The sequence below is a fragment of the Erwinia piriflorinigrans CFBP 5888 genome (genome assembly GCF_001050515.1).
Lineage (GTDB): Bacteria > Pseudomonadota > Gammaproteobacteria > Enterobacterales > Enterobacteriaceae > Erwinia > Erwinia piriflorinigrans.
In genome coordinates, this window is the sequence record NZ_CAHS01000015.1 from 387,120 (window position 1) to 406,694 (window position 19,575).

The window sequence follows — 19,575 nt, forward strand, 5'->3', positions numbered from 1 at the left end:
CCGTATCAGAACTGCAAGTGTTCTGCGCGTACTATCATTGCCAGGCCGGAAGCAAGCTGAACCCGGACGCCATCTTTAGAGATCTCAAGAATAGTGGCATCCATCGCATTTTTACCCGCGGTGACTTTGATGCTTTGACCCACCTGCAATGCTGCGGTGTCAGTAACTGGCTTACGTTGCTCCGGTTGCGGCTCAACACGCGGTGCGGGAGAAGAACGTTCTGCCTGCGGACGTGCGGGTTTGCTGCGCACGTTACGTGGCTGCTCACCTGCAACGGCAGGTTTACGCGCTGGCTTACGCGGACGGCGAGGTGTGGTCTCTTCACCGGCTTCACGCTTTTTCGCTTGCTGCTGTTCACGTTGGGCCTGCACGCGGGCCTTCGCTTCTTCAAGCTGTTTGCGCGCATGCTCAACATGCTGCTCGTCCAGTTGACCACAGGCATTGCCATCAAGGTCAACACGAGCCGCTCCAGCCTTGATGCCGTACAGATAGCGCCAGCTGGAGGTATAAAGACGGAGTGCCGAGCGGAGCTGAGTTTTACTCAGGCTCGTTTCGCCCTGCACACGTTCGACTAAATCCTGAAAGATGCCGATCTTCAGGGGGCGTGCTTCGCCTTCGGCGCTAAAGCATTGTGGAAAACGCTCTGCCAGAAAGGCGATGACTTCTTTAGTGCTATTCAACTTGGGTTGATTTTCCATGAAATTTCCTGATTACAACGGGTTTGCCAAACAGCGCAGGCATGAACAGGCGACATTATAATGCGCCCTTCAGCAATTGCTACGTGATCAAACACTTTAGGTGCGATTCATGTGAATAAATTTTTCCACATCCGACCCGGAAAGCACTGCGCAAAGCCCGTCAGTCAACGCTTTTAACCCCTTTTCATCCTCACTATCGAAGCGGTTATATTCCACGCTGTCGATATCCAGCACGCCAATTACATGGCCATTTACCAACAGCGGCAGCACAATTTCTGCATTACTGGTGGCATCGCAAGCAATATGCCCAGGAAACGCATGCACATCATCTATACGCTGTACACTATTCTCCGACACGGCGGTGCCGCACACACCGCGTCCGACGGGAATACGCACGCAGGCTATCTTCCCCTGAAAAGGCCCAAGCACCAGCGTGTTCTCTTCCGTTAACAGATAGAAACCCGCCCAGTTCACCCCTTCAAGACGTTCATACAAAAGCGCGCTACAATTACCCATCACCGCCAAAAAGCTGGTTTCGCCGTTCAGTAGCGCGTGCATATCTCGATTGAGGTCTGTATAAAATTCTGCTTTAGTCATCGTTTAACCATAGTTGAAAATGTGCTTATGCCGCCTTTTGCCTCACCTGATAGTATCAGGCGTAAAAAGCTTTACGGGCAAGGTGGAATTTCTTTTTATTTAATATAAGCTTAGATTGACCTGCACACGAAAGCATGGCCACAGTCAGTCTTGCTCAGCATGGCATTAATCAGCCTAATCCCGCCCTGCCCTGGGCTAAGTTCGATCGGTAATATGAAAATACACGCTATCCGTCATGCTCTGCCGCAGGCACGTTATCAGCGATGTCACGAATGCGATACCCTTTTTTGCTTACCTGATGTGAAGTCCAACCAGTCCGCACACTGCCCACGGTGCAATGCGCGGATACTTAATGGACGTGACTGGTCAATGACGCGTTTAACCGCCATGGCGGTCACTATGGTGTTACTAATGCCGTTCGCATTCAATGAATCGATTATGTCCATCCGGCTGCTGGGGACTAATATTTACGCCAGTCTGACGGGGGGGATCCTGCAGATGGCGCAGCAAGGTGACGTGATTACCGCAGCAATGGTCGCGTTTTGCACCATAGGCGCACCGGTCTCTCTGGTGCTCGCCATTGGCGGACTTTTTATTGGCCACAAACTCGACATGAATCTTCGCCCCATACTGCTCATGCTCGACCGGCTGAAAGAGTGGATAATGCTGGATATTTATCTGGTCGGCATCGCCGTTGCCTCTATTAAAGTTCAGGATTATGCCGCTATCACTCCCGGGATCGGACTGACGGCATTTATTGCGCTAACGCTGCTGAGCGTGGTGACAATGATCCATCTCAACGTCGAGCAGCTTTGGCACCGTTTCTATCCACAGCCGGTGCCCACCGTCGCGCTGACTAAATTGCAGGTCTGCCTTAACTGTCACCATACCGGTACGCCGGACGAAAGCGGACGCTGCCCACGCTGCCATACGCCGTTATTTTCACGCAGCCCCCTCAGCCTGCAAAAGTCATGGTCTGCATTGATTGCATCGATTATTTTTCTTATCCCCGCTAATCTGCTACCGATATCGGTGATCTGGTTAAATGGCGCGCGTAAAGAAGATACGATCCTGTCCGGCATTCTTTCGCTGGGCTCTGAGAATATCCCGGTGGCGGTGGTGGTGTTTATCGCCAGTATCCTGGTGCCATTCACTAAGATTATCGTGCTGACCACTCTGCTGCTCAGCATTCATTTTAACTGTGAACAGGGGCTTAAAACCCGCATCCGCCTGCTGCGCCTGGTGAAATGGGTTGGGCGCTGGTCAATGCTCGATCTCTTTGTGATTTCATTAACCATGTCGCTGGTCAATCGCGATCAGCTACTGGCCTTTACTATGGGGCCCGCTGCTTTCTATTTCGGCAGCGCGGTCGTACTGACTATTCTTGCCGTTGAGTGGCTGGATAGCCGTTTACTTTGGGATGCTCATGCAACAGGAAACGCCGACTACACCGACTAGCGCTCGCCTAAAAAATCGGCGCAGAATATCGCCGTTTTGGCTGCTGCCATTTATTGCCCTGATGATTGCCGGCTGGCTTATCTGGACCAATTATCAGCAGCGTGGCACCACCGTTACCATTGATTTCGCCACGGCGGACGGCATTGTGCCGGGTCGTACCCCGGTGCGCTACCAGGGGGTGGAAGTGGGCCTGGTGGAGGGGATCAGCATGACGGACGATCTCCGCACCATTAAAATCAAAGCTAGCATCAAAAGCGATATGAGAGACGCGCTGCGCGACCATACGCAGTTCTGGTTAGTGACACCTAAAGCTTCGTTAGCCGGAGTTTCCGGGCTGGATGCGTTGGTGGGCGGAAACTACATCGGCATGATGCCGGGCGAAGGTAAACCACAGGAAAACTTCGTGGCGCTCGACACCCAGCCTAAATACCGCGTGAATTCCGGCGAGATGCTTATCCATCTGAATACCCCGGATCTCGCCGCGTTGAGCAGTGGTTCACTGGTCTATTTCCGTAAAATACCGGTCGGCCGTGTCTATGACTACAGCATTAATCCCGGTAACAAGGGCGTGACGGTTGATGTACTCATCGAGCGTCGTTTCACCAATCTGGTAAAAAAAGAGAGCCGTTTCTGGAATGTTTCCGGTATCAAGGCCAATGTTGGGCTCGCAGGGGCAAAGGTCGAGCTGGAAAGCCTGCCTGCGCTGGTCAATGGTGCGATTGCGTTTGATTCTCCCAATGATTCGCAGCCCGCCAGCTCCGACGATAGCTACCAACTCTTTCCCGACCTGGCGCAAAGCCAACGTGGCGTGATGATTTCGCTCGATTTACCGGACGGAAAGAACCTCAAAGAAGGCAGCACGCCATTAATGTATCAGGGGCTGGAAGTTGGCACCCTGACTAAAATGACCCTGCTGCCTAAGGGTAAAGTCAGTGGGGAACTGACTCTTGATCCTTCTGTGACCAGCTTGATGCGTGCAGGTACGCGCATTGAGATGCGCGGCCCGAAAATCAGCCTCACTGACACCAGCCTGAGCAGCCTGTTAACCGGCAATACGCTCGAACTGATCCCGGGAGAAGGGGATGCGCAGACGCACTTTGTTGTGCTGCCAGACAACGAGACCCCACTTCAGCAGCCTGGCTCACTGGAGCTCTCTCTGACCGCTGCCGAGAGCTACGGCATTGATGCCGGTCAGCCGCTGATGCTGCACGGCATGCGCATTGGCCAGGTCATTAGCCGCACTCTGACGGAAAAAGGGGTCGCTTTCAAAGTGGTGGTCGCTGCCGACTATCGCCATCTGGTGCACGCTGACAGTAAATTCATCATCAATAGCCGCCTGGATGTGAAGTTGGGTATTGATGGTATGGAAGTACTGGGTGCCAGCGCCCGGGAATGGGTGGATGGCGGGGTTCGCCTTGATCCCGGCAGTACAGGGGCTTCGAAGAGCAGCTATCCGCTGTATGCCAATGCCGAAAAGGCCGCAGAAGGTGTCACCGGCGATCGCCTGCCGACCACCCTCACCCTGACGGCCAACAGCCTGCCCGATATCCAGAGCGGTTCAGTGGTGCTGTTCCGTAAATTTCAGGTGGGTGAGATCGTCAACGTCACGCCACGCGCTGATTCTTTTGATGTGAACGTTCATATTAAACCTGAATACCGTCGCCTGCTCACGCCGGGAAGCGTGTTCTGGGCGGAAGGCGGAGCTCGCGTTCAGTTAAACGGCAGCGGCCTGACGGTTCAGGCTTCCCCGCTGAATCGCGCGTTGAAGGGGGCTATCAGCTTTGATAATCTGAATGGTGCCGGCGTCGGCTTGAGCCAACGGGATAAACGCGTGCTGTATGAATCACAAACGGCCGCACGCGCCGTGGGCAGCCAGATCACGCTGCGCACCTATGATGCCAGCAAGCTCTCTTCAGGTATGCCGATCCGCTATCTGGGCATTGATATTGGTCAGCTTGAGTCGTTGGCATTAGGGGAAGGCAACAATCAGGTCATCGCGAAGGCGGTGCTGTATCCTGAGTATGTACAGGATTTTGCCCGCACCGGCTCGCGCTTCTCGGTGGTCTCTCCTCAAATATCCGCCGCCGGGGTTAACCATCTGGACACACTGTTACAGCCCTATATCAACGTCGATCCGGGTAAAGGTAGCGCCGTGCGCAACTTTGAGCTTCAGGAATCGACGATTACCGATGCGCGTTATCTCGACGGGCTGAACGTGGTGGTGGATGCACCGGAAGGTGGCTCACTGTCGGTCGGGACACCGGTATTGTTCCGTGGCGTGGAAGTGGGGACCGTAACCGGTACAGCGCTGGGTTCAATGGCAGATCGCGTTCAAATCACCCTGCGCATCAGTAAAAAGTATCAGCACCTGATCCGTAACAATACCGTGTTCTGGTTAGCATCGGGTTATAACCTGAAGTTTGGCCTGACGGGCGGCGTGGTGAAAACCGGCACTTTCCAGCAGTTTATTCAGGGAGGCATTGCCTTTGCTACCCCTCCCACCGTGCCACTGGCACCGCAAGCCTCTTCCGGCAAACACTTCCTGTTAGAGGAGGAGGAGCCCGCAGGCTGGCGTCAATGGGGAACCGCCCTGCCGCAGTAATACTCCGGCAGCGGGGCAATGCCCCGCTGCATCTCAGCTGGCTTTACGGGTACGTCAGCTCAGGGATCTCGGCCCGACAGGACAGTTGTGCTAAACTGGTTCCACTTTTTTTTAGTGGATCCAGCCTGTGTCTCACACCTCCCGCGTGTTTTTTCCGCCAGCCTTTATCGAGCAAATGCAGCAGCTGCTGCCCGATGCTAATCAGTTTCAGCGTTTCATCGCCATCAGCCAACAGCCGTTGCGCCGCAGTCTGCGGGTCAACACGCTAAAAATCAGCGTTGATGATTTTCTCAGCCTGGTTGAGCCTTATCAGTGGGCGTTGACGCCAATCCCCTGGTGCCCGCAAGGGTTCTGGATCAGCCGCGATGATGCCGACACGCTGCCGCTGGGGAGCACCGCCGAACATCTGGCTGGACTGTTCTATATTCAGGAAGCCAGCTCCATGCTGCCGGTCAGTGCCCTGTTTGACGGCGGGGACCTCCCGCAACGGGTCATGGATATGGCGGCGGCTCCCGGCTCCAAGACCACGCAGATAGCCGCACTGATGGGTAATCGCGGTGCCATCCTCGCTAATGAGTATTCAGCCAGCCGGGTAAAAGTACTACATGCTAATCTCAGCCGCTGCGGCGTGAGTAATACCGCCATGACCCATTTTGACGGTCGGGTATTTGGTCCGGCGCTGCCGGAATGCTTCGATGCTGTGCTTCTCGACGCGCCCTGCTCTGGTGAAGGGGTGGTGCGCAAAGATGCTGATGCCCTGCGCAACTGGTCTGAAAACAGCACGGAAGAGATTGCCGCAACCCAGCGAGATCTCATCAACAGCGCATTCCACGCCCTGCGCCCCGGCGGCACGCTGGTCTATTCGACCTGCACGCTCAATACTCGCGAAAATCAGCAGGTGGTCAGTTGGTTGCTTGAGCAATATCCGGATGCGGTTGAAATCGAGCCTTTAGACCGGTTGTTCAGCGGTGCTGAACAGGTCGCTACCGCAGAAGGTTTTCTGCATGTGTTTCCACATATTTTCGACAGCGAAGGCTTCTTCGTTGCCCGTCTGCGAAAGACCGCGAGCGTGCCGCAAATGCCACACCCCGGCTACAAGGTGGGTAAACCGCCCTTCACGCCGCTGAATCGGTTGCAGCAGCAGGAAGTCCTTGCCGCTGCGGCTAACGCTGGCCTGCATTGGAAAACAGATCTCAAGCTCTGGCAGCGAGATAAAGAGCTGTGGCTGTTTCCTTCCGAGATAGAACCACTGTTGGGGCGAGTACGTTTCTCGCGCATTGGTCTGAAACTGGCGGAAACCTTTCCTAAAGGCTTTCGCTGGCAGCATCATGCCGCCGTGGCGCTGGCGGATACCCGTAGCGCTAACGCTTTTGAGCTTAACAACAACGAAGCAGAGGAGTGGTATCGCGGACGCGATATCTATCCAGAGCGCGACCTGCCCGCCAGCGAGCTGATTATCTGCCACCAGCAGCAGCCGATTGGTATTGCCAAGAAGGTGGGAAGCCGCATCAAAAACAACTATCCGCGCGATCTGGTACGCGACGGCAAGTTATTTACCCGGTAAACCTGGAGCGGCCTGATGTGGGCCGCGCTGGTTCAACCAGGCTGTTACGGCCCACTCCGGGAAATTACTTTAATGCGCGAGGGTTTTTGCGCAGCGATGCGGTCCAGCTAAAATCTTTGATTTCACTTTCTTTGGCTGCCGGGGGTTTACGCGGCTTTTTAGCCATCAGGGCTTTACTGCTTTCGCGCACAACCCGTTCTTTCATGACCAAACGCTTCGCTTCCTTGAGGATCTCTTTTTCTTCTTTTTTACTGGCAAGATGACTGAGTTTGCCGGTCAGCTGCTTTACCCGCTGCTCCACCAAAATTTTTTCGTCTGCGGTAAACTGATCTATGGAAATCTCTTTCTCGCTTCTCATGCAACAGGCTCCTGGCCAGTTTTCATTGCAACAGGTATCTACTGCAATGGGCCATTATCTATCGTAGAACGCCAGGCGTATATGCACAAGCTGAGATAGTCATTGCCCGTAATCAACTGGGAATGCAAAATAGAGCGCTGCCATAAAAGGGAGAAAACCCGCACCGGCCGCTGTACCGGCCCACGGCACCGTCTGGGCGTTTCAGGAGTATAATATGTCCGATGTTGATTTCGATTCCTCCCCATTGTTTAAACTCCGTGGAAAAGTGGTTGCGTCACTGCAGGATGAGCACGGCCCTGTGACGGTGATTGATAATCGCGATTTCCGCAGCATGAGCTTCGACCGGATTTTTGAGCAGAGTAAAATGCTGAAAAGCCAACCGACACTCCCAGTCCATAACTATATCCGCGCTATGTTGATGGCGGTGGCGTTGACTGAGGCGAAAGATATCCTGCTACTGGGATTGGGCGGCGGCAGTCTGCTACGATCGTTGTATGCGCGCGATACAGGAATAGCTGTGGATGTTGTCGAGCTGCGTCAGGCAGTGATGAGCGTGGCGCAGGACTATTTTTACCTGCCGCAAAGTGAAAAAATTCGCTACTTCATTGACGATGCCGCTCGGTTTGTCGCCGACGAGGGTAGCCCGCGCAACTATCAGCTGATCTTCTCCGACCTGTATAATGCCAACGCCCTTGCTCCGATACAGTCTGCGGCGGAATTTCTGCACGACTGTGCCACCCGCCTGCAACCCGGGGGCTGGTTGGTGCTGAACCATCCTCAATTACCGCCGCAGAATCCATCCTTCTCACATACACTGATGGACATTTTTAGCAGCCTTTTTTACACCATCGCCCCCAGCGGTAATGTGGTGATCTTCGCCAGCCAATCACCTTATCCCCATCCATTGCAGCAGTTGAAACAGATGATGACAAACAGCGGAGCCGATTTTGCCAGCGACTTTACCCCGCTGGCACAAAAGCTTAGCCGCTGGCCGGGTAGCATTGCGCGCACCTGACCAGTCGCTACATTTTTGCTGGCGTAACGCCAGTTGATATTGCTGGCAACCCGCCAGTGGTCTACTTTTAGCGCACGGAAATTATTAGTTCATTGCAGAGACGATAAAATGATTATTCAGGGCATAAGTAAGGGATTTTTTATTTTTATTCTGGCGGCAACCACGCTGGGTTTTCTTCACATACTGGGGCCCTATTTTTCCGCCATTCTTTGGGCCGCTATTCTGGCTATCATTTTCCACCCGCTGAAAAGCAAAATCAGGAAATACTGCCGTGATAAAAACGGTCTGGCATCCATGATTACGCTTTTAATCATCTGCCTGATTGTGTTTATCCCCCTGGCCGTGGTTGCCTCCTCACTGGCGGTGGAGTTCAATGCGCTCTATAGCCGTATTCAAGGTAATCAGACTGAGCTGACGACGGTGGCTGCCAGCGTCGTCAATCATCTGCCTGACTGGCTACGCCATTTCCTCGCCGAGAATAACCTGAATGACGCCAATGCAATCCAGCAAAAGCTGTCAGGCGTAGCGATGAAAGGCGGACAGTTTTTTGCCGGTAGTCTGATGATGATAGGGAAAAGCACCTTCAGCTTTACCATCGGTTTCGGCATCATGCTTTACCTGCTGTTCTTCCTGCTGAAAGATGGCGCTTATCTGGTCGGTATGGCGCTGGATGCCATCCCGCTGTCACGTTTTGTCAAACATCATCTGTTCGTTAAATTCGCCGCAGTTTCGCGCGCCACGGTAAAAGGAACGGTCGTCGTCGCGGTGGTACAGGGGACACTGGGCGGTATTGCTTTCTGGTTTGCGGGCATTCAGGGCAGTATTTTGTGGGGTTCGTTGATGGCATTCCTGTCGCTGATCCCGGCGGTGGGTTCGGCAATTATCTGGTTACCGGTGGTGCTTTACTTCTTCTTCTCCGGCGCAGTGGTCAAAGGATTGGTGCTGACATTCTTCTTCGTGGTGGTGATTGGGCTGGTGGATAATATTCTGCGCCCTCTTCTGGTCGGCAAAGACACCAAAATGCCCGATTACCTGATCCTGATTTCAACGCTCGGCGGCATGGAAATCTATGGCATTAATGGTTTTGTGATTGGACCGCTGATCGCCGCACTGTTTATTTCCTGCTGGAACCTGCTTTCTGGTCGAGATCATAAAGGCAATACTGATGAGATTGACAGTGACTTTATGGAAGAAAGCCAGAATCATCCCAATAATGACGTGCAATAAACTCATCATGCTAATGAGTGAGTCACGCAAACCTGTTGCGGCAGCGTCCGTGGTTTAATTTGATATTGTGCTGATGCCATAAAAAAAAAGGCCCCAATCACGGGGCCTTTGGTTAGCCAGACGTCAGGCTTACATTTTTTTACGACCAGGCAGGGTATTGACACCCCATAAACCGCTCAGCGTACTGACGACAGCCCCAATCAATAAACCAAAGAATGACCACAGAGCAACCTTAGCACCCACTTTGGCTGCTGCATCTGCTTTCTCTTTAGCCTGCTGTTTCAATTCAGCGTACTGTGCCTTAGCCTGGTTGAGATTGTCTTCCAGCTGGGAGAAACGCTGTTTAACTTGCTCAACCGCTTTATCACGAGTCTGAATAAAGTTATCTACCGCTTTGTCGGCTTGCTCAGGCGTCATAGAGGTATTTTCCGCCAGCGCCTTTTTCACGTCATTTTTGTCTACGGCGTTACCGATAGTTTCCGCACGACTTTTCAATTTGTCGGTAAGAGAACGGGTAATTGCATCACTGTTTTCTGGATTCATCGCAAGGTCTTTCGCCGCGCCAGACAGATCGTCACCGGCCGCTTCCAGCTGCGATTGCAGATACTCCGGCTGAAGTTCTTTGATGCCGCTTTTTTTCAGGGCTTGCATAACCTGCCCATCAGCATCCTGTGACTGTAGCTTTGTATCAAGACCGAGACGGTTATAAACCTTCTCGCTAATATTGGCCGTGCCCTGCGCAGCTTGCCCCGCAGCACTGCCAATTCCGCTTGCCATGCTTCCGGTTGCAGAAGCGATACCGCCTAGCGCGTTACCCGCAGTATTTAATACTCCACCTACGGCTGCAAAGCCGAGAATGGTGGCAACCAATAATGAAGTCGCCCAAATCAGAAAACCATGAATGGCACCATCAGCACCTGCCAGTCGCCCAGTAATAAAACCACCGCAGGCAAGACTGATAATCACCCCAATGACCGACCATGCCAATACGGCCGTATCTGCGCCATTAACAATATCGTCAGATTTCGGAGACAGCATGGATAAGCCAAGACTTGTACCGAGGGTGGTTAGCAGAAGTGATACGGCTATTGCAGTAACCACGCCAGCAATAATGCTGCCCCAGGAAACACGTTTCGTCATTGCAAGTTCGTTTCTAAGTTCCATTTCTACACTCCGGTTTATATAACAATCAGTAACTTCATTTCGCGATTACAGTATAGATGTCAATTCGGTTTCTTCCTGGAATCAGCTAAATTAATTCTAAATTTTTCAGCCCGCTACACTCAGGCATCCTCCGATCCGCTCTAAAGGCGCAGCTGCCACCGTATAGGGCCGAGACGAATTTGCAGTTCAACAGTTGTCTTTAGCCACGGTGTACGAACAAATGAGATAACGCTTTCTGCGGGTAGAGTGACAGAGATTCGATGGGGCTTAGCAATGGCTTTTAAAGCAAATGAATGTCAAAAAATAGAGAAAAAAAGACTGAAGACAAATCCTGTCTTCAGTCCAGGTAAATGGCTCTTTGCAGAGCCGTGCGCTAAACATGGGTATTATTGTAGGCGTTGTCGCCCGGTACTTAAAAGATAGTATCAGCCGTGGAGGAAATCCAACCGGTGGAGAATAAGATGGCATGCTGTTTTTCAGATTGTGATCGCTGCGACACAATTGCTTACCACAAGCGTTAACCGTTACGGGCATGCACGCTGAAACTATCAGTTGCAGAGCTTCTCGGCACGGGCCACGATCGGCGCCAGACTCTTTTTCTGACCCGGGTTATTGGGATCGTCTGCCAGAACTGTCGTTATGGATACGCCCTTCATCTGCCCCGCCTGCACTTTGGCTTCGGCTGCGGCATTCAGCGGATACTGCACCAGCGTGCCATCGTTGATAGCAAACAGCACATTGCCCTTCTCACAGCTCAACATCATCTCTTCGCGCTTGAACGGCCAGTCGTTTTTACCCATATCAAAACGACTTACGGTTTCAATACCAGCCACTGCGCTGCTGCTGATGCCCAGCGCCAGGCATACTAATACCAATTTTTTCATCTTGTTCTGTACCTCAAACGATATGACTCATCTTTGAAAGATCAATAATTGCCCCGGTACGGCTATCAGCCGGACCGGGTTCCAACGTGGCAAACCCGCTAACGATCAGCAGCACCGCTGCGGCGAGGAAAATTTCCACTATGCTGACCGTAATAAATTTATGCCGCACACGCTCTCCTCCGCGCTGAAAACCGGGTACCAGCCAATAGCGGTTAAACAGTGCCATCGCGATCATTATGGCGACCAATACGATTTTTACTGCCAGCAGCTGGCTGTAGAGTGTGAAGCTGGCAACAGGCCAACCGAGCAGGAGTAAGGCATTCAGCATCCCGCTTATCAGCACCAATCCTACCGCGATATGACCATAGCGCGAAAAGCGCATCATGGTACGTACCGCATCATCACGCAGGGTAATATCACGCGCTGCGCGCATCAGCAACACCAGCGGTAGCAGCCCTCCGGCCCAGAAGGTGGCGGCAAGCAGATGCACAAGCTGATTAATGCGTTGCAGGGCACCCTGCCAACCATCCAGCATCAGGGCATGACCGGTAAAACTCATCCCACCGAGTTGAGCCAGTGCACAGAGTAGCAGTACCTTCTGACGCCTTTGTCCACGCAATGCGAGTGCCAGGCAGCCAGCCGTTGCAAATATTAACTGCCACTGCCAGACGCGACCAAACCGGGTTTGCCATACGGCCAGCCAGATATCCCCTTTCAGGGTGTCAGCCCAGCCATCACCCATCAGCCCGCATGTGAGTAACAGCAGCAGCAACGCCGTTACCAGCGTTAGCCAACATGTGAGCATGATCAGCGGCAGCAGACTCTGGATGAGACTGGCGCGCAGGCGCTCGGGGGCCAGCAATGTGGTGTATATCCCCGCCCCGGCCAGCGACATCAGCGAGGTAAAATGCAGAAAACGGCAAAGGATGTAGCAGCTGATTAGCAACATGCTATTTCACGGTGAAGCTGTCGTTTCCTTTGGTCTTGTGACCATCGACCGACAGCACCCGCCACTTAACCTGATACTCACCCCGGGCCAGTGGCTGCTTAAATTGAACACGTAGCAGGTTGTGCCGTTGCGGATCGGTTTCAGCAGGTGAACGATCAACCTGTTGTTTATCGCTACCTGTTACCTCAATCGCACTGAAGGCTGGCTCAACATCTTCACTGAAAACCAGCGTAAGCGCTTCGGGCCAAGGGCTGCCCGGAGGGTTAACCGCGTGATAATACGTGTTCAGATGAGCATGCGCGCAGGCCTGACGAGCAAACAGTGCGACAATCAAGAGGCCGAAAATCCTGAAGAAATTACGCATAATCCGCAATGCTCCTTGTATGCGATGCAGCGGTTTGCTGTCAGAGGGCGAAAGAATACTCCGCTTAAAAAGCCGTGTCGAGGTGGCCAGACTATCTGGTCGTCAGCACACTTGCTAATCCGCGCCCGGTGCATTATTTTCTGCCTCAAACTACGGGAGAACACCATGACCTGCAATCTGGCCACGCTGCCACAAGAAGAAAAAGATAAGATTAACGTCGATCTGGCCGCCGCCGGGGTGGCTTTCAAAGAGCGTTACAATATGCCTGTCGTTGCCGAAATTGTCGAACGCGAACAGCCGGAAGCGCTACGTGACTGGTTTCGCCAACGCCTGATGCACTATCGCCAGGCTTCGCTGTCGCTCTCGCGATTGCCGTACGAACCTAAACAAAAGTAGCCGTATCTGCCGGACTCACTTATTCACCGGACAAAATAAGTTGGGATGGTTGAGCATGTCCTGGTTGCCTGATTTGATGATCGGCATTGGCAAGCAGAGGCCTTTTCGTTAACCTGCACGTCAATTTTTTCATCGGGAGAAGCTATGTTAAGGGTTATAGACACGGAAACCTGCGGCTTACAGGGTGGGATCGTCGAGGTGGCTTCGGTTGATGTGATCAATGGGCAGATGGTCAATCCGATGAGCGATCTGATCTCACCTGACCGCCCCATCAGCCGTCAGGCAATGGACGTGCATAAAATTACCGAAGCGATGGTGAGGGGGAAACCGACCATCGAACAGGCCATTGCTCGCTATCACGGTAGCCCTTACTACGTGGCACATAACGCCAGCTTTGACCGCCGTATGTTGCCGGAGATGAATGGGGAGTGGATTTGTACCATGACCTTATCTCGCCGTCTGTGGCCTGGGCTCAAATATGGCAACGAGGCGCTACGTCAGGCTTTACAGCTGGAAGTAACGCCACCGCCTGAGCTACATGCGCACCGCGCGTTATATGACTGTTACGTAACTGCGGCGTTACTGATACGAATTATGACATTTAGCGGCTGGGATGCCGCAGAAATGCTGCGACGGATGCAGATCAAAGGCTCCAGCAGCTGTTTTCCCTTCGGCAAATATCGTGGCCAAAAGGTCGATGATATCGCTAAAAAAGATCCGGGCTATTTACAGTGGATGCTGAAAAAAATCCCGGATTTAAAGCCTGACTTACGCAGCGCGATACAGCGGGCGTTAAGCGAATCTGATTAAGCCGCCACCGGACGCCCCAGCAGGCCCGTCGACAACGCAATCAGAAAGGCATATTCCAGCACTAATCCTTCATAAGCTTTGAAGCGCCCGGATTTGCCGCCATGTCCAGAGTCCATATCGGTGTGAAGCAGCAGCAAATGGTCTCCGGTTCTGAGCTCGCGCAGCTTCGCCACCCATTTTGCCGGCTCCCAATACTGTACCTGGGAATCATGTAGCCCGGTAGTGACCAGCAGGTGCGGGTAGGACTGCGCCGACACGTTGTCATAGGGGCTGTACTGACGGATATAGCGGTAATAGTGTTCTTCCGCTGGATTCCCCCACTCATCATATTCACCGGTGGTCAGCGGTATGGTTTCGTCCAGCATCGTGGTGAGCACATCAACAAAGGGCACTTGCGCAACGACACCGTGGAAGCGTTCGGGCGCCATGTTGATTACCGCCCCCATCAGCAGTCCCCCGGCGCTGCCGCCCATCGCGTAGACTTTTTGCGCATCACCGTATTTTCTCGCCACCAGTTCATCGGTAATATCGATGAAGTCGTGGAAGGTATTCATCTTGTTTAACAGACGGCCGTCGTCGTACCACTGCTGCCCCATTTCTCCCCCGCCACGAATATGTGTCAGGGCATAGACAAACCCACGGTCGAGCAGGCTAAGACGGCTGGCGCTGAAGTCAGCATCCATACTGCTTCCGTAAGAGCCGTACCCATAAACCAGCAGTGGATTACTTCCCGGCTGATAACAGTCAAGGCGATAAACCAGAGATACCGGCACTTCAACCCCGTCGCGCATGGTCATCCAGTGATGCTCACTGCGGTACAGCGATGCATCAAATCCTTTCACTTCAGTTTGTTTCAAGATCTGACGCTCGCCGCTGTCGAGATCCAGTTCATATAAGGTGTCGGGAGTGGTCATTGACGAATAGCCATAGCGCAGCTTACTGCTTTCAGGGCTGGGGTTATAACCAATCCAGGTGACATAGGCCGGGTCGTCAAAGGCAATGGCACGACTCCTGCCGCTCTGCCAGTGGATCTGGCGCAGGCTGGTCAATCCGCGCTGGCGCTCTTCAACCACCAGCCAGTCGCGGAACAGGGAAAAACCTTCCAGCACGATGTCGTCTCGGGCCGGGATCACCGTCTGCCACTGCTGTTCATCAGGCTCCGCGCTGCGATACAGAGCGAAATTCTTCCCTTCGCGATTAGATCGTATATAAAAATGGCCCTGATAGTGATCGACGCTGTATTCATGATCTTTACGACGTGGGCAAAACAGCTGTGGCTGTGCATTGGCCTGCTGCGCATCCAGCAGCATAATCTCCGTGGTGGTACTGCTTCCCAGCACGATGGCCACAAACTGCTCAGAGGTGGTTTTATCGAGACCGACATAAAAAGTATCATCCTGCTCTTCATAAACCAGCTGGTCCTGCTGCTGTGAGGTGCCGAGCGTATGCCGCCATACCTGGTACGGCAGTAACGTTTGTTTATCCTTCAACACGTAATAAAGCGTCTGCGAATCACCCGCCCATACCATGCCTGAAGATACGCCTTCGAGCACCTCTGGATACCACTCGCCGCTGTCTAAATTACGCAGACGAATGGCATAGACTCTGCGCGACAAAAAGTCTTCTGCCACTGCCATGGTCTGATTATCCGGACTAATGGCCACGCCGCCGAGCGTATAAAACTCGCTATCAGCGGCACGCTGGTTGCCATCCAGCAAGGTATCCCAGACTTCCGGTGTACTGGTCTCAGCGGGCTGACGGGTATAGAGCGTATATTCATTACCCTCTTCATAGCGACTCAGATAACGGTAACCATTTTTCACATAGGGTACCGAATGGTCACGCGCAGGGATACGCTCAATAATTTCTGTCAACAACTGCGCCTGAAGCGCCTGTTGCGGTTCAAGCTGCTGCTGACAAAAATCGTTTTCAGCACGTAAATGCGCCAGCACCTGGGGATCTTCGCGCCTATCGTCACGCAGCCAGTAATAATTGTCAGTGCGCGTATCACCGTGCAAGTTCATAACGTGGGGTATTTTCTTTGCTTCTGGTGGTGTCATATCAGGTTCGCAGTTGATGGGTTGATTGATAAGGTTGGCATTAAGCCAACTGATTGCCAAGCAAATATGATGGGAAGCCGCTGAAATTGCAGGTGACAGATCGGTGGGCGCTGACTATATCGCCCACCCTGCCGTCAGGCGATTAGCTTTTGCTTTTCACTGCGGATATCACGCTCAATTGACTCGCGCACATCCTGCGGGATTTTCAACGCATCTCCCAACGCCTGTAGATAGCTACGCTCCATAAAGTGATCCACGTCAACCACCAGATTGCTCAGAAAATAGACTTCCAGCGCTTCTTCCTCGTTTTTCACGTCCACGGCAAGCCGGTGCGGATCCAGCGGCTGGTCTATGGCACGCTGAACCAGCTGTTCAGCTTGCGTACCCAGCCCGGATTGAAGGATATGCTCATCGATTGCCCTGCGTTCGTCACTGTCAATGTGACCATCACTTTTAGCGGCAAACACCAGCGCCTCAATCAGACGTTCAGCACGGCGATCGACCGGGGTGCTCTGCTCACCAAACTGCGGGCTTTGCTGATGAGTTTCAGTGACGCGCTGCTTATACTTGTTCCACAAGACGCTACCCGCCACGGCACTTCCGCCGATAATGAGCGCATTTGTGCCATATTTAGCCAGCAGTTTGCGCGAGGACTTGCTGGTTACAAGAAGCCCTGCCAGTCCTCCCAATGCGCCCGGTGCCAGCATTTTGCTTAGCCCCTCACCGCCGGAAGATGATTTACCCGTCTGACCTAACAGTGTCTGGATTTGTTGCAACCAGTTGCTCATAGACAGTCCTCTGTTTGTGCAAAACACCACAATAAGGTACGCCACGTCAGGAAATGTCAAAGGGTGCAAAGGCGCTAAAATTTACGCTCAATCGGGTCAAGCCATCTTCAGGGCTGTTTGCACAGCCCGTTATTGACTTCTACCCTGAAAGCAGGAAGAACAAAGAAGGAAAATATCCATGAAGCTTTCGAACAATCCGTTATTTATTAATACTATTCTGCTGGGCGGCAGTAGCGAACAGAAATTACACGCAGCTGCCGCAGCCGGTTTTCAGCAGGTGGAACTGTGGCGCCAGGATGTGGAAGCCGCCTCTGGCGGTGCGGCAAGCCTTGCTCATCTCTGCTCGCAGCTGTCGTTGGGGTTGACGGATTATCAGGTGTTGATGGATTTTGATGGCGCACCGATTGACCAGCGGGAAAACAAACGGGACCAGGCACTGACGATGATCGCCACGGCACAGCAATTGGGAGCCACTACACTGCTGGTTCCGGCGTCAACCCACCCCCTCTGTTGTAAAGAGAAGATAGAAGATGATTTACGTTGGCTGGTGCAGCAGGCAGCGCAGCATAACCTGCGCATCGCCTATGAAGCGATGGCATGGAGTCAGCACATTAACGACACCGCCGCTGCATGGCAGCTGGTAAAACGCATTGGTGCACCAAACCTGGGACTGGTTGTTGATGCGTTTCATATTTTCGTTCGACAAAGAACGCTGGCCGATCTGGAAGGCATCCCGGCAGAGAAAATATTTTTAGTTCAACTGTCGGATCTGGATATGCAACCGCAAGAGCAACACCTGAAGGAGGTTGCCCGCCATGAGCGCCTGCTGCCGGGAGAAGGCACCTATCCGTTAGCAGCGCTGCTACAGCACCTGCAAGAGATCGGATACCGGGGGCCTATCGGGCTTGAAGTCTTTAACGATCGGCTCCACAAAGCCGATCCTTATGTCACTGCTCAAGCAGCAATGGCGGCATTACGCAAAATGATCTAGCAAAGCCCGTGGAACTCAGCCCGCTACCGCCCGCAGCTTGCCTTCAGCCACCTCGTCGCTTTCCCCGGTGGCGTTTTCTTCAGGCCGCCTGCCAGTGCGCAGGATCTGCTGCAGAACGTCTTTATTTTCTGCCATAAACAGCCCCAGTGACTCATTCTGCTGCTCCTCCATCGCCAGCGGGCTGGCCGCCAGCCAGTCGGAGAGCGCTTCGGCCATATCGAGCATTTTGTCAAAGGCATCCGCCTCTTTTTTGCTGGCAAATGTCATCTTTTCCTCACCTTTTCTGACGACAACGTATTTGATTTCAACAGCCATGATTATGCCTCGTTTACTGTGTTTTTATACAGTATAACAGCGATACCTTTTCGCCTCAAGTGCGGCATTGCAGGTGAACGCGCAAACGTTTTCGTTTATAATGCGGCGGATTTTTTCAATCTATTCAGGTAGCGATTATGACCACTGTTGGAACCGCTCTGCGTCCGAATGCGACGCGCGTCATGCTGTTAGGATCGGGTGAACTGGGTAAAGAAGTCGCGCTGGAGTGCCAGCGTTTAGGCGTGGAGGTGATTGCGGTAGACCGCTACGCCGATGCCCCTGCTATGCAGGTTGCCCATCGCAGTCATGTTATTAATATGCTGGATGGCGCGGCGCTGGCGGCCCTGATAGCCAATGAAAAGCCAGACTTCGTGGTACCCGAAATTGAAGCTATCGCCACTGATACGCTGGTCGAACTGGAAAAACAGGGCCAGCATGTGGTTCCCACCGCCCGTGCCGCCCAGCTGACCATGAACCGTGAAGGCATTCGTCGCCTTGCGGCTGAAGAGTTGCAGCTGCCCACATCCAACTATCGATTTGCCGACAGTTATGACGCATTCCAGGCCGCAGCGGAAGCTATCGGCATCCCGTGCATCGTCAAGCCGGTGATGAGCTCTTCCGGCAAAGGCCAGAGCTTTATTCGTGACGTCTCACAGCTGATAACGGCGTGGGAATATGCCCAACAGGGTGGCCGTGCGGGTGCCGGTCGCGTGATCGTTGAAGGCGTGGTGAACTTTGATTTCGAAATCACCCTGCTCACCATCAGTGCGGTGGACGGTATTCATTTCTGTGCGCCAATCGGCCATCGCCAGGAGGATGGCGATTACCGTGAGTCATGGCAGCCACAGCACATGAGTGAGCTGGCCCTGCAACGTGCCCAACAGGTTGCTGAAAAGGTGGTGGCGGCGCTCGGCGGTCACGGGCTGTTTGGCGTAGAGCTGTTTGTCTGTGGTGATGACGTTGTGTTCAGCGAAGTCTCGCCACGTCCGCACGATACCGGCATGGTAACCCTGATTTCACAGGATGTTTCAGAGTTTGCGCTGCATGTACGTGCTTTCCTTGGTCTGCCGGTTGGCGCGATCCGTCAGTACGGGCCGGCAGCATCCGCTGTTATCCTGCCAGAGCTGAACAGTGATAACGTGCAGTTTGCCCATCTTTCTGCGGCTGTCGGGGCGGGTTTACAGCTTCGTCTGTTTGGCAAACCAGAAATCCAGGGCAAACGCCGTTTAGGCGTGGCGTTGGCAACCGGTAATGATATCGACGATGCGGTGCAGCGCGCCATCACCGCCGCCACCAGCGTCAGCGTCTCCGGCTGATCGCGCCCGCACCAGCAGG

Annotated in this window: 19 protein-coding genes; 9 read left to right on the plus strand and 10 right to left on the minus strand. The window is 53.3% G+C overall.

The genetic code is table 11. The annotated features are described in order from the left end of the window. Positions 1-5 precede the first annotated feature (5 nt). Together proQ and EPIR_RS10000 are read right to left on the minus strand one after the other, a co-directional pair. Positions 6-698 (minus strand): RNA chaperone ProQ, encoded by a 693-nt coding sequence (gene proQ, locus EPIR_RS09995; RefSeq protein WP_023655267.1) that lies wholly within the window; start codon positions 696-698, stop codon positions 6-8. A gap of 96 nt (positions 699-794) precedes the next feature. Then, positions 795-1,295: a GAF domain-containing protein gene (locus tag EPIR_RS10000; RefSeq protein ID WP_023655268.1), complete on the minus strand. Its 501-nt coding sequence runs from the start codon at positions 1,293-1,295 to the stop codon at positions 795-797. A gap of 213 nt (positions 1,296-1,508) precedes the next feature. On the opposite strand from EPIR_RS10000, the gene yebS reads away from it, so the two are divergent. The 3 genes from yebS to rsmF all read left to right on the plus strand — a co-directional run bounded on the left by yebS (position 1,509) and on the right by rsmF (position 6,919). Then, positions 1,509-2,753 carry a membrane integrity lipid transport subunit YebS gene (gene yebS, locus EPIR_RS10005; RefSeq protein ID WP_048697474.1) on the plus strand — a complete coding sequence of 415 codons (1,245 nt, stop codon included), beginning with the start codon at positions 1,509-1,511 and terminating at the stop codon, positions 2,751-2,753. Next, complete coding sequence (locus EPIR_RS10010) at positions 2,722-5,355, plus strand: PqiB family protein (RefSeq protein WP_023655270.1); 2,634 nt, start codon at positions 2,722-2,724, stop codon at positions 5,353-5,355. Before yebS ends, EPIR_RS10010 begins: the two co-directional genes overlap by 32 nt. A gap of 127 nt (positions 5,356-5,482) precedes the next feature. Continuing rightward, a complete protein-coding gene (gene rsmF / locus EPIR_RS10015; protein ID WP_023655271.1) occupies positions 5,483-6,919 on the plus strand; it encodes a 16S rRNA (cytosine(1407)-C(5))-methyltransferase RsmF in 1,437 nt (478 codons plus the stop codon). Between the two features lie 64 nt (positions 6,920-6,983). On the opposite strand, the gene EPIR_RS10020 is transcribed toward rsmF, so the two are convergent. Continuing rightward, positions 6,984-7,277 carry a hypothetical protein gene (locus EPIR_RS10020; RefSeq protein WP_023655272.1) on the minus strand — a complete coding sequence of 98 codons (294 nt, stop codon included), beginning with the start codon at positions 7,275-7,277 and terminating at the stop codon, positions 6,984-6,986. 214 nt (positions 7,278-7,491) lie between these two features. Between EPIR_RS10020 and EPIR_RS10025 the strand changes: the two genes are divergently transcribed. Both EPIR_RS10025 and EPIR_RS10030 read left to right on the plus strand, forming a co-directional pair. After that, entirely contained in the window at positions 7,492-8,292 is an 801-nt protein-coding gene (locus EPIR_RS10025) for a spermidine synthase (RefSeq protein WP_023655273.1), read from the plus strand. 108 nt (positions 8,293-8,400) lie between these two features. Next, positions 8,401-9,519: an AI-2E family transporter gene (locus EPIR_RS10030; RefSeq protein ID WP_023655274.1), complete on the plus strand. Its 1,119-nt coding sequence runs from the start codon at positions 8,401-8,403 to the stop codon at positions 9,517-9,519. A 129-nt stretch (positions 9,520-9,648) separates the two neighbouring features. On the opposite strand, the gene EPIR_RS10035 is transcribed toward EPIR_RS10030, so the two are convergent. The 4 genes from EPIR_RS10035 to copC all read right to left on the minus strand — a co-directional run bounded on the left by EPIR_RS10035 (position 9,649) and on the right by copC (position 12,880). Further along, positions 9,649-10,683, minus strand: a complete 1,035-nt coding sequence (locus tag EPIR_RS10035; protein WP_023655275.1) for a TIGR04086 family membrane protein — start codon at positions 10,681-10,683, stop codon at positions 9,649-9,651. Between the two features lie 548 nt (positions 10,684-11,231). Continuing rightward, positions 11,232-11,567 carry a YebY family protein gene (locus EPIR_RS10040; RefSeq protein ID WP_023655276.1) on the minus strand — a complete coding sequence of 112 codons (336 nt, stop codon included), beginning with the start codon at positions 11,565-11,567 and terminating at the stop codon, positions 11,232-11,234. Positions 11,568-11,580: 13 nt separating this feature from the next. Continuing rightward, a complete protein-coding gene (gene copD / locus EPIR_RS10045) occupies positions 11,581-12,516 on the minus strand; it encodes a copper homeostasis membrane protein CopD (protein WP_023655277.1) in 936 nt (311 codons plus the stop codon). Between the two features lies 1 nt (position 12,517). Continuing rightward, the gene (copC, locus tag EPIR_RS10050; RefSeq protein WP_023655278.1) at positions 12,518-12,880 is read right to left on the minus strand and encodes a copper homeostasis periplasmic binding protein CopC; all 363 of its coding nucleotides are present in this window, start codon (positions 12,878-12,880) and stop codon (positions 12,518-12,520) included. A gap of 165 nt (positions 12,881-13,045) precedes the next feature. Between copC and EPIR_RS10055 the strand changes: the two genes are divergently transcribed. Together EPIR_RS10055 and exoX are read left to right on the plus strand one after the other, a co-directional pair. Further along, positions 13,046-13,276: a DNA polymerase III subunit theta gene (locus EPIR_RS10055; RefSeq protein WP_012441245.1), complete on the plus strand. Its 231-nt coding sequence runs from the start codon at positions 13,046-13,048 to the stop codon at positions 13,274-13,276. Positions 13,277-13,420: 144 nt separating this feature from the next. Next, entirely contained in the window at positions 13,421-14,086 is a 666-nt protein-coding gene (exoX, locus tag EPIR_RS10060; protein ID WP_023655279.1) for an exodeoxyribonuclease X, read from the plus strand. On the opposite strand, the gene EPIR_RS10065 is transcribed toward exoX, so the two are convergent. Then, positions 14,083-16,146 carry a S9 family peptidase gene (locus EPIR_RS10065; protein WP_023655280.1) on the minus strand — a complete coding sequence of 688 codons (2,064 nt, stop codon included), beginning with the start codon at positions 16,144-16,146 and terminating at the stop codon, positions 14,083-14,085. The genes exoX and EPIR_RS10065 overlap by 4 nt on opposite strands. A gap of 134 nt (positions 16,147-16,280) precedes the next feature. Then, positions 16,281-16,934 carry a tellurite resistance TerB family protein gene (locus tag EPIR_RS10070; RefSeq protein WP_023655281.1) on the minus strand — a complete coding sequence of 218 codons (654 nt, stop codon included), beginning with the start codon at positions 16,932-16,934 and terminating at the stop codon, positions 16,281-16,283. Between the two features lie 178 nt (positions 16,935-17,112). On the opposite strand from EPIR_RS10070, the gene EPIR_RS10075 reads away from it, so the two are divergent. Continuing rightward, a complete protein-coding gene (locus tag EPIR_RS10075; protein ID WP_023655284.1) occupies positions 17,113-17,925 on the plus strand; it encodes a sugar phosphate isomerase/epimerase family protein in 813 nt (270 codons plus the stop codon). A 15-nt stretch (positions 17,926-17,940) separates the two neighbouring features. Here the strand turns inward: EPIR_RS10075 and EPIR_RS10080 are convergent, their stop codons facing one another. Beyond that, positions 17,941-18,240, minus strand: coding sequence for a YebG family protein (locus tag EPIR_RS10080; protein WP_023655285.1), 300 nt, complete (start codon positions 18,238-18,240; stop codon positions 17,941-17,943). A gap of 137 nt (positions 18,241-18,377) precedes the next feature. Between EPIR_RS10080 and purT the strand changes: the two genes are divergently transcribed. Next, positions 18,378-19,556 (plus strand): formate-dependent phosphoribosylglycinamide formyltransferase, encoded by a 1,179-nt coding sequence (gene purT / locus EPIR_RS10085; RefSeq protein WP_023655286.1) that lies wholly within the window; start codon positions 18,378-18,380, stop codon positions 19,554-19,556. Positions 19,557-19,575: the final 19 nt, after the last annotated feature.